Origin of the sequence: Sphingopyxis sp., from assembly GCF_965279755.1 — a bacterium.
Taxonomy (GTDB): domain Bacteria; phylum Pseudomonadota; class Alphaproteobacteria; order Sphingomonadales; family Sphingomonadaceae; genus Sphingopyxis.
Window position 1 is genome coordinate 847439 of the sequence record NZ_OZ257261.1, and the last position, 14309, is coordinate 861747.

Annotated in this window: 13 protein-coding genes; all 13 read right to left on the reverse strand. The window is 65.1% G+C overall.

What is annotated here, in order from left to right; genetic code table 11:
• Positions 1-23 precede the first annotated feature (23 nt).
• Complete coding sequence (ligA, locus tag ACQY80_RS04130; protein ID WP_428683919.1) at positions 24-2198, reverse strand: NAD-dependent DNA ligase LigA; 2175 nt, start codon at positions 2196-2198, stop codon at positions 24-26.
• Positions 2195-2590 (reverse strand): putative quinol monooxygenase, encoded by a 396-nt coding sequence (locus tag ACQY80_RS04135; RefSeq protein ID WP_428683921.1) that lies wholly within the window; start codon positions 2588-2590, stop codon positions 2195-2197. Before ACQY80_RS04135 ends, ligA begins: the two co-directional genes overlap by 4 nt.
• Positions 2587-3273: a GNAT family N-acetyltransferase gene (locus ACQY80_RS04140; protein WP_428683923.1), complete on the reverse strand. Its 687-nt coding sequence runs from the start codon at positions 3271-3273 to the stop codon at positions 2587-2589. Before ACQY80_RS04140 ends, ACQY80_RS04135 begins: the two co-directional genes overlap by 4 nt.
• Before the next feature lie 5 nt (positions 3274-3278).
• A complete protein-coding gene (locus ACQY80_RS04145; protein WP_428683925.1) occupies positions 3279-3944 on the reverse strand; it encodes a hypothetical protein in 666 nt (221 codons plus the stop codon).
• Entirely contained in the window at positions 3941-4600 is a 660-nt protein-coding gene (locus tag ACQY80_RS04150; RefSeq protein WP_428683926.1) for a DUF4240 domain-containing protein, read from the reverse strand. The genes ACQY80_RS04145 and ACQY80_RS04150 overlap by 4 nt, the downstream gene beginning before the upstream one ends.
• 17 nt (positions 4601-4617) lie before the next feature.
• On the reverse strand, positions 4618-6285 hold the full coding sequence (recN, locus tag ACQY80_RS04155; RefSeq protein ID WP_428683928.1) for a DNA repair protein RecN: 1668 nt from the start codon (positions 6283-6285) through the stop codon (positions 4618-4620).
• 47 nt (positions 6286-6332) lie between these two features.
• Complete coding sequence (locus ACQY80_RS04160) at positions 6333-7127, reverse strand: outer membrane protein assembly factor BamD (protein ID WP_428683930.1); 795 nt, start codon at positions 7125-7127, stop codon at positions 6333-6335.
• Between the two features lie 81 nt (positions 7128-7208).
• The gene (locus tag ACQY80_RS04165) at positions 7209-7910 is read right to left on the reverse strand and encodes a peptidylprolyl isomerase (RefSeq protein WP_428683932.1); all 702 of its coding nucleotides are present in this window, start codon (positions 7908-7910) and stop codon (positions 7209-7211) included.
• 112 nt (positions 7911-8022) lie between these two features.
• Positions 8023-9324: an Hsp70 family protein gene (locus ACQY80_RS04170; RefSeq protein ID WP_428683934.1), complete on the reverse strand. Its 1302-nt coding sequence runs from the start codon at positions 9322-9324 to the stop codon at positions 8023-8025.
• A 128-nt stretch (positions 9325-9452) separates the two neighbouring features.
• The gene (locus ACQY80_RS04175) at positions 9453-10346 is read right to left on the reverse strand and encodes an OmpA family protein (RefSeq protein WP_428683936.1); all 894 of its coding nucleotides are present in this window, start codon (positions 10344-10346) and stop codon (positions 9453-9455) included.
• A gap of 269 nt (positions 10347-10615) precedes the next feature.
• Positions 10616-12928 carry a polyribonucleotide nucleotidyltransferase gene (gene pnp, locus ACQY80_RS04180; protein ID WP_428683938.1) on the reverse strand — a complete coding sequence of 771 codons (2313 nt, stop codon included), beginning with the start codon at positions 12926-12928 and terminating at the stop codon, positions 10616-10618.
• A gap of 192 nt (positions 12929-13120) precedes the next feature.
• Complete coding sequence (rpsO, locus tag ACQY80_RS04185) at positions 13121-13390, reverse strand: 30S ribosomal protein S15 (protein ID WP_428683940.1); 270 nt, start codon at positions 13388-13390, stop codon at positions 13121-13123.
• 24 nt (positions 13391-13414) lie between these two features.
• Positions 13415-14308, reverse strand: coding sequence for a tRNA pseudouridine(55) synthase TruB (gene truB / locus ACQY80_RS04190; RefSeq protein ID WP_428683942.1), 894 nt, complete (start codon positions 14306-14308; stop codon positions 13415-13417).
• Position 14309: the final 1 nt, after the last annotated feature.

The following is a 14309-nucleotide window of genomic DNA, read 5'->3' on the forward strand; positions in this document are numbered from 1 at the left end:
GATACGCACGGCTTACTATCGCCCTAACCCGCCGCCGCGACGATCGCGGCCCATTCGGCCTCGTCGATCACGCGGATGCCGAGCGCAGACGCCTGCTTGAGCTTCGAACCCGCGCCGGGACCGGCGACGACCAGATCGGTCTTCGCACTTACGCTGCCCGCGGCCTTGGCGCCGAGCGCCTCGGCCTGCGCCTTCGCCTCGTCGCGGCTCATCGTTTCGAGCTTGCCGGTAAAGACGACGGTCATCCCCGACACTTCGCTTTCGCGCGTCTCGACGACGTAGGGTGGTGGCGATACTTCGGAGAGCAGATCGTCCCACAGATCGCGATTGTGCGGTTCGTGGAAGAAATCGCCGAGCGCCTCGGCCACCGCGGGGCCGATCCCGTCGGCGCGGACTTCGAGGATCGCCTTGATCGCCTCCATCTTGCGCGTCTGGAATTTTCCGTCGGATTCGCCCTCGGCCTGCGGATTGGCGTCGAGATAGCCCTGAATCCCTGCCGCTTTCTCCGGCAACAACGCGATATCGCCCAATCCCTTGAGCAGGTCGCGCGCGGTTACCGCGCCGACATGGCGGATGCCGAGTCCGAACAGCAATCGCGCCGCGTCGGGCGCGCGCTTCGCCTCGATCGCGGCGAAGAGATTGTCGACCGACTTTTCCTTCCATCCCTCGCGGCCGAGCAATGCGTCGCGATGGCGTTTCAGGCGGAAGATGTCGGCCGGCCCCTTGTCGAGCCAGCCGAGGTCGAGAAATTCCTGGATGCTCTTCTCGCCGAGCCCCTCGATATCGAGCGCGCCGCGGCTGACGAAGTGGCGCAGGCGTTCGAACTTCTGCGCATTGCAGATCAGGCCGCCGGTGCAGCGCACATCGACCTCGCCGTCCTCGGCGACCGCCTCGCTGCCGCACACCGGGCAATGGTCAGGGAAGAGGAAGGGCGCGCGCACCTCGTCGCGGGTGAGATTCTCGACGACTTGCGGAATGACGTCGCCCGCGCGCTGGATCACGACGCGGTCGCCGGGGCGCACGCCGAGGCGGCCGATCTCGTCGCGATTGTGCAGCGTGACGTTCGACACGACGACGCCGCCGACGGTCACCGGGGTCAGCCGCCCGACCGGCGTCAGCTTGCCGGTACGGCCGACCTGGATATCGATCGATTCGAGTGTCGTCTGGGCGCGTTCGGCGGGGAATTTATGCGCGATCGCCCAGCGCGGCGCCTTGGCGACAAAGCCGAGGCGCGCCTGCCAGTCGAGCCGGTCGACCTTGTAGACGACACCGTCGATATCATAAGGCAGCTCGGCGCGTTCGGCCTCGATCATGCGGTAGTGGGCGAGCACGTCGGCGGCGCTCTCGAACCGCTTCAGCAGCGGCGAAACCGGGACGCCCCAGGCCTCGACCCGCTTCATCATATCGAACTGCGTTGCCGCGGGCACCGCACTTACCTCGCCCCAGCCATGCGCGAGGAAACGCAGCGGGCGCGACGCGGTGACGCTTGCGTCCTTCTGGCGGAGCGAACCCGCCGCGGCGTTGCGGGGGTTGGCGAACTGGCGCACCGTGGCCGGATCGAACGCCTGCCCGCGCTGCGCCGCAAGCGCCCGACCCTCTTCCATCAATCGCTCGTTGAGCGCCGCAAAGTCGGCCTTCGCCATATAGACTTCGCCGCGGATCTCGAAGACGTCGGGGACTTCGCCCTTCAATTCCTGCGGGATGTCCTTGATCGTCGCGACGTTAGGCGTGACGTCCTCGCCAATGCTGCCGTCACCGCGGGTCGCAGCCTGGACAAGCCTGCCCTTCTCGTACCGCAACGAACAGGATAGCCCGTCGATCTTGTCCTCTGCGGTCAGCGCGATGCTTTCGTCCGCGCCGAGGTTGAGGAAGCGCCGCACGCGCGTCGCGAACTCCTCGACATCCTCGTCCGAAAAGGCGTTGTCGAGGCTCATCATCCGCTGCGCATGCGTGACCTTGGCGAGCGGCGAGCTTTCGACCGCGGCGCCGACCAGCCTGTTCGGGCTGTCGGCGCGGATCAGGTGCGGGAAGGCATTTTCAATTTCGGTGTTGCGCCGCACGAGCGCGTCATAGTCGGCGTCCGCAATCTCCGGCGCATCCTCGGCGTGATAGCGCTTGCTGTGATAGGCGATTGTTTTTGCAAGCCGCATCAGTTCGTTGGCGGCATCGGCGGGGGAAAGCGATTCAATCTCGGTCATGCAGCAGTCTTTGCCACCGGCTTGAACTCGGCGCGAGTGCCAAATCCCGCGATCAGCGGGCCGCCCTTCGCTATTGCCGCCTGCACGGCGGGCAATTGCAACGACGCGGCGTGCGCTTCTTTCGTTTCCCAGATTTCGACGATCCAGATCGCGTCGGGGTTCGCGCTATCCTCGCCGATCAGATAGCCCATGTTGCCGGGCATCGCGTCTGTCCCTTCGGACAGGATCGCGATCAGCGCCGCGCGCTGACCGGGCTGCGCCATCATCTGGCCGATCAGGCCATATTCGGGAACCAGTTCTTCCATTCGCGCCTCCAGCGCTTTCAGCTTGCCTGTCGGCAGGATCGCCGCCGCCATCGCCAGCAGCGCGCCAAGATGCTCGCGCCGGTTCATGCCTTTGCGATCATCAGCACATGCACTTCGCGCCGGATGCGAAAGCCGAGCGATTCATACAGGCCGATCGCCCCCGCATTGTCGGCATAGCTGTGCAGGAACGGCGTTTCGCCCCGCGCCACCATCGCGCGCATGACATGGCCGATCAGCGCCCGTGCCAGACCGCGCCCACGGCAATCCTCCCACGTCGACACGCCGCTGACCTCGGCCATACCGGGCACGAGCATACGCTGCCCCGCCATCGCAAGCAGGCGGCCGTTTTCGCGAACACCGAAGAAGGGGCCGTAACGATGCGTTGCGGGGCCCCACGGTCCGGGCTTCGCATGACCGGCAAGCGCGCCCATCTCGGCCGCATCGGCCTCGCCAAGCGCCACGATCGCGGGTTCGCTCGCGCGCGCGGCCGGCGGTGCGCCCTCGGCGACCATCTGCGCCAGTACCACGCGGTTCACCTCGCGCGTTCCGGCGGGCAGCGGCCAAGGCCGGTGCTCGACCAGCCATATCTCGCCGCCGTCGGGAACGAGCGCGGCAAGCGCGGCAAGCGCGTCGGCTCCAGTATCAGCGGCCGCGCCGAAAACGCCATATCCGCGGTCGAGCCGCACCGCGCGTGCGTCTCCCTCGGCCAGATGCGCCTGCCGCCCGGTCAACATGGTCCAGACCGGCCGGTCGAGCGGATGCGCCGCCATCGCGGCTAGGCCCGTTCCATCGCAAGTGCCTCGGTCGGCAGTATCTGGACGCCTTCGAACGCGCTGTCGGCATAGGGGCCCGTCGGATCGACCCAGTGCAGGAACAGATGCGCCGACCAGCGGTTCGGATTGGGCGTCATCCGGCCGTGCAGACGATGGACGCCCTGATAGAGAACGGCATCACCCGGCAGCATCGGCACCGAACCATAGGCCTCGTCGCCGAAATCGGCATCGGCGCGCTGGCGCGGGGTTTCGATATGCTGCGAGCCGACATCGAGCGGCCACGGCTTGCCATCGCTGGCAGCGAGCAGCAGCGACAGGCTATGTTCGCAGGCATAGCGGTCCGAATGGACGCGGCAGATGTCGCCCTGCCGGTACATGCGAAAATAGCAGTAGGTCGGTCGGAGGTCGTGCCCGACCAGCGCGCTGATTGCCGGGGTCATGCCCCAGAGGAACGTCGCGAGCGGCATATATTGCATGCCATAAACCTCGACCGCTTCCGCCGCGAGCAGGTCGTGCTTGCGCTTGAGTTGATCGAACGAGACCCCGCCACGGACAAGGTCGGTCTTGAGCGTGCTGAGCAGCGCATGCGTCACCTCGGTCGGCACGAAGCCGGGGAGCGCCAGATAGCCCTCGGTGCGATAGGAATCGCCAGGCATGCCGCCGGTCATTGCAGTGGCTCCTCGCCGAACCGCAGCCAGAGCTTGGGGTAGCGCGCGGCAAGCTGCTTGGGGTCTTCCGAAAAGGGCGCGCCGACGGGTTCGGGCGGGTAGAGCGCATCCTTGTCCTTGGGCAACGCGGTCAGCGGCTTGCCTGTTCGTTCGGTCCAGATATCTGCGAAGAGGTGAGAAAATTCCTCGAACGTCGCATCACCCTCATGGCCCATGGGAAGGGCGTCGGCGAGGCTGTCGGGATCATGCGAAACCCGTTCGAAATCCGTCCGTCCTTGCGAGATCAACCATTTGCGAAAGTCTTCGAACGCGTCGTCGGACGCCCCGCCCTGCACAACATAGGCCGCGCCCCACAAATCCCAGCTATAGGTCCGCGCCATCAGGCGATCATAAACGCGGATGAACTTCTCCAGATCATCGATCGGCAGTTGCATCAGCCGATCCTTCAATTCGGGCAACTGACTTTCCCCGCCGCGGTTTGCCGGCGTAGTCGCGTCGATGATCTTCCAGAACTCCGCTTCCTGCCCCGCTTGGTCGGCCGGCCACGACGCCGCAGCCATCGCTGCCCGGGCCGGCGGCGTCCGGCCGCCCTGACCGACAAAGAAGAGACCGAACGCGGCGATTGCGACGAGCACCACAAAAAACCCCAGACCCAAGCTCCGCCCCCGCTGCATCATATCGTCTCCAGCAATCTCTCGGCCTGCGCGCGCGCCTCTTCGGTGACTTCGGCGCCCGACAGCATGCGTGCGATTTCCTCGCGGCGGCCGGCATCGTCGAGCGCACGGACGCCAGTGCGCGTGACGGTGCCCTCGCTCGACTTGGCGATGACGAAATGACCCGCACCCTTCGCAGCCACTTGCGGGCTGTGCGTTACCGCGAGAAGCTGCTTGCCGGCGCTTGCAAGCCGCGCCAGCCGTTCGCCGATCGCGCTGGCGACCGCGCCGCCGACGCCGCGATCGATCTCGTCGAAGATGATCGTGTCGGCGCCGCCCTCTTCGGCAAGCGCGACTTTCAGCGCGAGGATGAAGCGCGACAATTCGCCGCCCGACGCGATCTTGGCCAGCGGCGCAAAAGGCGCGCCGGGATTGGTCGAGATCAGGAATTCGATGCGGTCGATGCCGTCGGCACCCCAGCGCTCGGCGGGCAGACGTTCGACGGCAGTCTGGAATCGCGCGGCGTCGAGCTTCAACGGCACGAGTTCGCCGGCGACCGCAACGTCGAGCCGCGACGCCGCCTTGACGCGAAGGTCGGACAGCGCCGTCGCGGCGTGCGTATAGGCGGCAGCGGTTTCGGCGACCGCGGCCTCGAGCTTCGCAAGCCCCGCGCTACCGCCCTCGATCGCGTCGAGCCGCGCGGCGAGTTCGCCCGCCAGTTCGGCAAGCTCGTCCGGCTGAACATTGTGCTTCCGCGCCATCGCGCGCAGTTCGAACAGGCGCGTTTCGGTCGCTTCGAGCCGCTCCGGGTCATATTCCATCGCCCGCGCCGCGTCGTTCAGCTTCGTTTCGGCCTCGTCGGCCTCGATGATGGAACGGTCGAGGCAGGCGAGCGCCTCCGCCAGCAAGGGATGATCGCCCGCTAGCCGGTCGAGCCGCCGCGCGGCGCCACGCAGTAGCGCAGGACCGCCGGCACTGCCGTCGAACGCTTCGAGGATCGCGCCGAGGTCGCCGGCAATCTTCTCACCCTTTTGCATCGCCGCGCGCGCCGCGGCGAGTTCGGCTTCCTCGCCCGGCTGCGGGTTCAGCGCCTGCAGTTCGGCGACGCAATGTTCGAGCCATTCGCGATCGCGCTCGGCTTCGGAGATCGCAGTGCGGGCGGCCAACAGCCTTTCTTCGGCGGCGCGCCATGCGGCATGCTCGCGCGCCACCGCGCCGGTGTCGGCGCGCGCATAGGCATCGAGCAGCGCCCGGTGCCCCGCAGGCGCAAGCAGGCCGCGGTCATCGTGCTGGCCGTGGATTTCGACGAGATAGCTGCCGACCTCGCGCAGCAGCGCCGCCGAACAGGGCTGGTCGTTCAGGAAGGCGCGGCTGCCGCCGTCTGCCTTGAGGGTGCGCCGGATCAGCAGCGGCTCGCCGGGTTCGACCGTCACATCATTGTCGGCGAGCAGGGCGGCGAGCGCAGTCCCGGCTGCGGGCGGCGTAAAACTGGCTGTGACCTGCGCCTTGTCGGTCCCCTGCCGGACGAGCGCGCTGTCCGCACGCATGCCGAGCGCGAGCCCCAGCGCGTCGAGCAGGATCGACTTGCCCGCGCCGGTTTCACCCGTGAGCACGCCCAGCCCGGCCTCGAAATCGAGGTCGAGCCGTTCGATCAGAACGATATTGGCGATGGACAGCGCCGTCAGCATGTCCCGCTCTTAACGCAGAACAAAATGCGAATCTATTCCCCGAACGCTCAGACGCTCGGCGCGTGCTTCTGCATCAGTTTGTAAGCGCGATCGTACCATTTGCTGCCCGGATAGTTTGCACCAAGCACGGCCGCCGACTTCTTCGCTTCGTCGGGAATGCCAAGCGCCAGATAGCATTCGGTCAGGCGATAGAGGGCTTCGGGCGTGTGGCTGGTCGTCTGGAACTTGTCGATAACCTCGCGGAAGCGAATCGACGCTGCGAGCCAGTTCGAGCTGCGTTCATAGAAACGCCCGATCTCCATCTCCTTGCCCGCGAGATGGTCTTCGACCAGGTCGAGCTTGAGCCGCGCGTCGGCCGCATAGCGGCTGTCGGGATAGCGGCGGATCACCTCACCCAGCGCATCCTTCGCCTGCTGCGTGATCTTCTGGTCGCGGGTGACGTCACTGATCTGCTCATAATAGCTGAGGCCGATCAGATAATAGGCATAGGGCGCGTCCTTGTTGCCCGGGTGGATCGCAAGGAAACGCTGCGCGGCCTCGATCGCCGGCGTATATTCGCGGTCCATATAATAGCTGAAGCTGCTCATCAGCTGCGCGCGGCGGGCCCAGGGCGAATAGGGATGCTGGCGTTCGACCTCGTCGAACAGCGCGGCGGCGAGCTTGTACTGCTTGCGGTCGAGCCGGTCCTGCGCCGCGCGATAGAGCGTGTTGACGTCGCGCGCGACGTAACGCGTGTCCTTCTTGACACCCCCACCCCCGGCACAAGCCGCCAGCATCGGCGAAATTACGAGAGCGGCGGCGATAAAGCGCACGGCGGTGCGAGCGGAGGGGCGTTGAGTCATGCGGGCGGTATAGCCACAGCGCGGATGAACGCAAAATAAATGATCATGCGCTTTGCCGAGTTCCTGCACCGGCACGATCGGTCAGGGCGCAGCCTTGACGACGCAACCCTTCGGCGCGTCCGCAGGCGCGGGAATACGCCGGGCAGCGAGGATCTTGAACTCGGGTTCGAGCATCTGGCCGACCATCACCCCCTCGCCCTTCGTCGGCGAAATCGGCGCAGCATAAATTTTCTCGGCGGCATCGAGCCCGCTGATCACCTCGCCAAACACGGCAAAGCCCGCATTGTCGCCGCTACCACCCGGATTGGCATCAAAACCCGGGATGTCGGACAGAAGGATGAAAAAGTCGCTCGTCGCATCGCCCGGCGCCGAGCGCGCCATCGCCACCGCCCCCTTGCAATGAGTCAGCCCCGTGCCATTGGTGGGTTCGTGCGCGATCGGCGGATAATTGAGCCGCGCATCGCCGCGGTTGCCCGCCTGGACCAGCTGGTTCCCCTCGCCCCAGCTGCGCGTGGTGCGATAGAATTTAAAGGTCGTCGCCATCCGCTTGCTGTCGACATAGCGCAGGAAATTCGCCGTAGTCACCGGCGCGCGCCGGGTTTCCAGCCGGATGACGATCTTCCCGGCGTCGGTGGTGATTTCGACATAGGGGCGCGTGTCGACCTCGACCGCGGCGGTTACCGGCGCGGGAACCGCGACAGGCGGCGGCGGAAGCTGGGTTGCTTGCGCGGGAACGGTCTGCGCTGCGGTGGCAAGGGAAAGGGTGAGGAGCTGGAAGATCATCATATCTCTCTGACCGGACAAGGATTTGAGGCGGGGCCTCGATGAGGCTAGCCGCAGTTTTCGGGCTCGCCAAGTCATCGCGCGCAACAAGGCAGCCCCTCGCTGCTTCGGGTCAGACGGCCCACTCGGCCGGGTCGGGTTCGGCGCCGATCAGCGCCAGACCATGCGCGATCGAGGTCAGCTCGCCGCCCGAGGCAATGCGCCCGGCGCCGAAACGGCGGTCGAAGATCGCGCGGATCGCGGGGATCAGCGAGGAGCCGCCGGTCAGGAATACGCGGTCGATCGCGCCCGCCTCGATCGCGGCTTTCGCCAACGCGTCGTCCAGCGCGACTTCGACGCGCACAAGATCGTCGGCGATCCATGCCTCGAAATCGGCGCGGCGCACCGCGGCGGAAATATCAACCCCGCCGCCGCTGAATTGGAACTCGGCTTCTTCCTGCCCGGAAAGCGCGCGCTTGACCCGCCCAACGGCGTCGTAAAGCGGAAAGCCCTGCTCATGTTCGATCAGCGCGATCATCCGGGCGATCGATTCGGGATCGACCGCGTCGCGCTGCAGCCGCCGCAGATCGTCGATGGTGCGGCGATTGCGCATCATCGCGAGCCGCGACCAGTCGGCAAAATCGGCAAAGTAACCGCCCGGAATCTCGAGAATCTTGTCGAACGAGCGATAGCTGCCGCCCTTGCCGAGCAGGGGCAGGACGAGTTTGTCGACAATGCGCTGGTCGAAGCGGTCGCCGGCGATCGCGACGCCCGAAGAGGCGAGCGGCACGCAGCGGCGCGGTTCACCCGGCGCTGCGATGCGGACGATCGAAAAGTCGGTCGTGCCGCCCCCAAAGTCGGCGACGAGGATTGTCGCGGGGTCGGTCAGACGCGCGGCATAGCTATGGGCGGCTCCCAGCGGCTCATAGACATAGTGAAGCTCGACCCCGAACCGGTCGAGCATCTGGTCGTAGCGCTGTCGTGCCAGCACCGGATCGGCGCGGGCGCCCGCATATTCGACCGGCCGGCCTACGATGACACGCTGCGGCCGCTCGTCGAGGCGGCCGCCGGCATGGCCGACGAGACGCTGAAGGAACAGCCTTCCCATATCCTCGAACCGGAACGGCTTGCCCCAGATCATCGCCCGCTCGAACAGCGGGCTGGCAGCAACGCTCTTGAACGATTGCACGAAACGGCTGTCGAGCGGCGACTGCAGATATTCCGAAATCGCCCACGGGCCTGCTTCGGATGCGATGCCCTGCCAGGCGCGCTCTTCTTCCCAGAAACAGAGCGCCGAGCGGAACACCGGCCCCGCCGCATCTTCACCGGCAAAGTCGATCAGCTGCGACCCACCGGCCTCGTCGGCAAGCGCCACGACGGTGTTCGTGGTGCCGAAGTCGAGGCCAAGCGCGATGGCGGCCGTGTTGCTGTCCATATTCTGTCCCGTTCCGGCCGGAGGTGTCGCGAGGGGCGGCGCCTATTGCACGGGTCACGGGACGGGGCAAGAAGAAGGGGGCGAAGGATAGCCTTCGCCCCCGATAAAGGCTGGAGTATGCGACGGTCCTACAGGCCGTCGACAGCCTTGCTGACCATGATATTCACGGCAACACGGCGGTTCTGCCTTTTGCCTTCGGCTGTGCTGTTATCCGCCGCAGGATCGGCCTCGGCCATGCCGGTCGGGGTCAACATGCGATAAGGCTTCCAGCCACAGGACTGCTGCAGATAGTTCACCACGCGGGTTGCGCGCTTTTCGCTCAGTTCCTGATTCAGTTCCTGGCTGCCGGTCGAGTCGGTGTAGCCCACCACAAGCAACAGGGCATTGTCCGTGCTGTTGGCCTGATTTGCCGCAGCGCACAGATCGGCCTTCGCCTGTTCCGACAGCACAGCCTTGCCGGTGTCGAAGTTCACGTTCGTCGTGCCCTTGATATTATATTGATCGATGTCGCCGACGCGGCCGCGCAGCGCCTCGGTCGCCGCCGTCTGCTCGGCGAAGCGCTGGTCGGTACCGTTGCGGATCATGTTCGCGGTACGAAGGTCCTTGTTCTTCAGCACGACCTGGCTAGCCATCAGGCCGCCGTCCCACTGCAAGGTCTCGACGCTTACCGGCAGACCGTTGAGAAGCGAATCGGTGGCAAGCTTGTTGCTGCCGAGGCCGAGGAAGCCGCCGCTTGCCTTGACCTTCGTCGTCTCGCCGACGGTGATGATCTGGTTGTTGCCATCTGCGGTCGTGACCTGAACGCGGTTGCCGCTGCGCGCCGAAATGATGCCCTCGATCTTCGGCCCCTTGGTCATCTGCGAAATGTCAGGCGCGGTGCCGTAAACGGTCGCCATCGGCTCGCTGCCCTGCGCGGTATCGCCGCTCGTGTCCTGCTCCTGCGCGGCGAGGCTGCCGGTGGCGGGCATGGCGAACATGGCGACGGTCAGGAAGAGAGCCGAACCCCTGGAAATGCTACCCATATGCTACTCCTTCTATTGGATCAGCAGGGTCCCGCGTATTCCACCGGCCCTGTCAGCCAGATGGACTCTCGGGAAAGCCGGAAGTTGCGCGGGTCGTCGATGCTCTTGCACGGCGCATCGACAAAATTGTTCCGGAAAAGCGCAGTTTTCCGAGGGTTGGACACGCGCGCGTTACCACTTTCCGCATTTTGTGACAGCGAAGTCATTTGATTCAAAAGAAAAAGGGCCGCCTTTCGGCAGCCCTTTCCCTGTTACCGTATCGGAAGGACTTAGTCCTTCAGAAAGTCGGGCACATGACCCTGATCTTCCGGACCGTCGTTGCGTTCGCGGCGCGGGCCGCGGTCGCCACGACCTTCGCCGCCGCCGTCACGACGCGGGCCGCGGTCACGACCGCCACCACCACGCGGACCGCGGTCGCCACGGTCGCCGCCGTCACGGCGCGGACCACGGTCACTGCGCGGTTCGCGCGGCGGGCGGGTGTCTTCGAGTTCTTCGCCGGTTTCCTGGTTCACGACGCGCATCGACAGGCGAACCTTGCCGCGCTGGTCGATCTCGAGGACCTTGACCTTGACTTCCTGGCCTTCGCTGAGGACGTCCGACACCTTCTCGACGCGCTCGTTGGCGATTTCGCTGACGTGGACGAGACCGTCCTTGCCGCCCATGAAATTCACGAACGCCCCGAAATCGACAAGGTTGACGACCTTGCCGTCATAAATCTTGCCGACTTCGGCTTCCTCAACGATGCCGCTGATCCACTTGCGGGCAGCCTCGATCTGGTCGAGGTCGCTCGACGAGATCTTGATCAGGCCTTCGTCGTCGATGTCGACCTTGGCGCCGGTGGTCGCGACGATCTCGCGGATCACCTTGCCGCCGGTACCGATGATGTCGCGGATCTTCGACTTGTCGATCTGCATCGTCTCGATACGCGGTGCGTGCGCCGACAATTCGCTGCGGGTTTCGCCGAGCGCCTTGTTCATCTCACCAAGGATGTGCGCGCGGCCTTCCTTGGCCTGGTTGAGCGCGGCTTCGAAGATCTCGCGCGTGATGCCCGCGATCTTGATGTCCATCTGCATCGTGGTGATGCCTTCGGACGTGCCCGCGACCTTGAAGTCCATGTCGCCGAGGTGATCCTCGTCGCCCAGGATGTCCGACAGGATCGCATAATCCTTGCCTTCGAGGATCAGGCCCATCGCGATGCCCGAGACGGGACGCTTGATCGGCACGCCGGCGTCCATCATCGCGAGCGAACCGCCGCAGACCGACGCCATCGAGGACGAGCCGTTCGACTCGGTGATGTCGCTGGTGAGGCGGATCGTGTAGGGGAATTCGTCCTTCGTCGGCAGCACGGGGTGCAGCGCACGCCATGCCAGCTTGCCGTGACCGACTTCGCGGCGGCCCGGCGCACCGAAGCGGCCGACTTCGCCGACCGAATAGGGCGGGAAGTTATAGTGCAGCATAAAGTTCTGGTACGACAGGCCGTTCAGGCCATCGACCATCTGTTCGCTTTCCTTGGTGCCCAGCGTCGCAGTCGCGATCGTCTGGGTTTCACCGCGGGTGAACAGCGCCGAACCATGGGCGCGGGGCAGGAAGTGCGTTTCGGCGACGATCTGACGGATTTCCGTCGTCTTGCGGCCGTCGATGCGCTTGCCGTCCTTGAGGATGGCGCCGCGAACGATTTCGGCTTCCAGCTTCTTGACCAGCTTGGATGCGGCCAGCTGATCCTGCGGAGCGGCATCGGCAAAGGCGTCCTTGGCCTTGCTGCGCGCTTCGTTCAGCGCGTTCGAACGCGCCGACTTGTCGGTCAGCTTGTAAGCGGCGGCAATATCCTTGCCGATCAGCTTCTTCAGCTTGTCCTTGGCAGCGGTCAGGTCGGCCTGTTCGGCCATCGCCCAGGGATCCTTGGCAGCCTGTTCGGCGAGCTTGACGATCGCCTTCACGACTTCCTTGCACGCGTCATGCGCGAACAGCACGGCGCCGAGCATGACCTCTTCCGACAGCTCATTGGCTTCGGATTCGACCATCATCACGGCGTCATAGGTCGCGGCAACGACGAGGTCGAGGTCGCCTTCGGCAACCTGCGCATCGGTCGGGTTCAGGATATATTCGCCATCGATATAACCGACGCGCGCGGCGCCGATCGGGCCCATGAAGGGAACGCCCGAAATCGTCATCGCAGCCGACGCGGCGACCAGCGCCAGAATGTCGGGCTCGTTATGGCCGTCATAGCTCAGAACCTGAGCAATGGCGTTGATCTCGTTATAGAAACCTTCGGGGAACAGCGGGCGGATCGGGCGATCGATCAGACGGGAAACCAGCGTTTCCTTTTCGGTCGCGCCGCGCTCACGCTTGAAGAAGCCGCCCGGAATGCGTCCGGCGGCCGAATATTTTTCCTGATAGTGGACGGTGAGCGGGAAGAAATCCTGCCCTTCCTTGACCTTCTTTGCGGCGGTCACGGCGCACAGAACGACCGTTTCGCCCAGCGTCGCCATCACGGCGCCGTCGGCCTGGCGGGCAACCTTGCCCGTTTCGAGAGTGAGCGTTTCACCGCCCCACTCGATCGATACTTTTTTCACGTCAAACATGGTGTTTCCTTCGCCCGCCGGGCCCTATGCCGGGCGGGGCCTCTGTGTCCGGGCAATCCGGCCCGGGGCGGTGTAGGGCGTCTGTCTGCCCTGATGGCGGTCCCGCCGGATGCGGGAGCGGCCCTGTGGCGCCGCCTATTTGCGGACGCCAATATGACAGCGGCCCCGGAAATCCGGGGCCGCCAGAAACTCTTACTTACGCAGACCCAGCTTCGCGATCAGTGCCTGATAGCGGCCCTCGTCCTTCTTGCGGAGGTAATCGAGGAGGCTGCGGCGCTTGTTGACCATCATCAGAAGGCCGCGGCGGCTGTGGTTGTCCTTGTGATGCGCCTTGAAGTGAGCGGTCAGCGTATTGATGCGGTCGGTCAGGATGGCGACCTGCACTTCCGGCGAACCGGTATCGCCCTTTGCGCGGGCATTGTCGGTGATCACTTCGGTTTTGCGCTCGGCGGTAATCGACATAAATTTTTTCCTCGAACATCGTGCTTATAGATTGAAGCCTCGCACGACTTTCAGCGTTCCCGCCAAAGCCTCTATCAGCGCGACGGGTCGCATTTCGCTGTCCCGTCCCCAATAGAGCCCGTCATACGTGCTTTCCCCGGTCCAGACGCGACCCTGACGGATCGCCCCTGCCGCTTCCGGGGAAAGGTTCAGAGCCGGGATGTCGACCAGCCCTGCCTCGAGCGGCAGAATGATTTCTGATTGGGCGGCCCCTTGGCCGAAAGCGTTCAATTTGTCCAGCGAAATCGCCTGAGACAGGTCGAACGGCCCCGCTTTCACGCGGCGAAGCATGGTGACATGCCCGACGCTGCCGACCGCCCGCGCGATGTCGCGCGCGAGGCTCCGGATATAGGTGCCCTTCGAGACATGAGCCGTAAGCGTCGCGCTGGCGAGCGGCCCGTCGGGCGCGGCGTGCAGGTCGAGCGCGTGGATCGTGACGCACCTCGCCTTCATCTCGACCTCTTCGCCCCTGCGAGCGAGATCATAGGCGCGCTTGCCGTCGATCTTGATCGCCGAGTACGCCGGGGGCACCTGCTCGATCGGGCCAGTGAAGCGCGGAAGCACCGCCGCGATATCCGCAGCGGCCGGCCGCACATCGCTGGTGGCGACGACCTCACCCTCGACATCCAGTCCCGCAGTCTCGGTTCCGAACTGCACGGTGAAGTCGTAAATCTTGCTCGCATCGAGCATCCGTCCGCACAGCTTCGTCGCCTCGCCGAGCGCGATCGGCAGCACGCCAGACGCGAGCGGATCGAGCGTCCCGCCGTGGCCAACCTTGACCTTGCCAAGACCCGCCTCGCGGCAAACGCGCTTGACCGCGCCCACCGCTTGCGTCGAGCCAAGCCCCACGGGTTTGTCGAGAATGATCCAGCCGTTCATC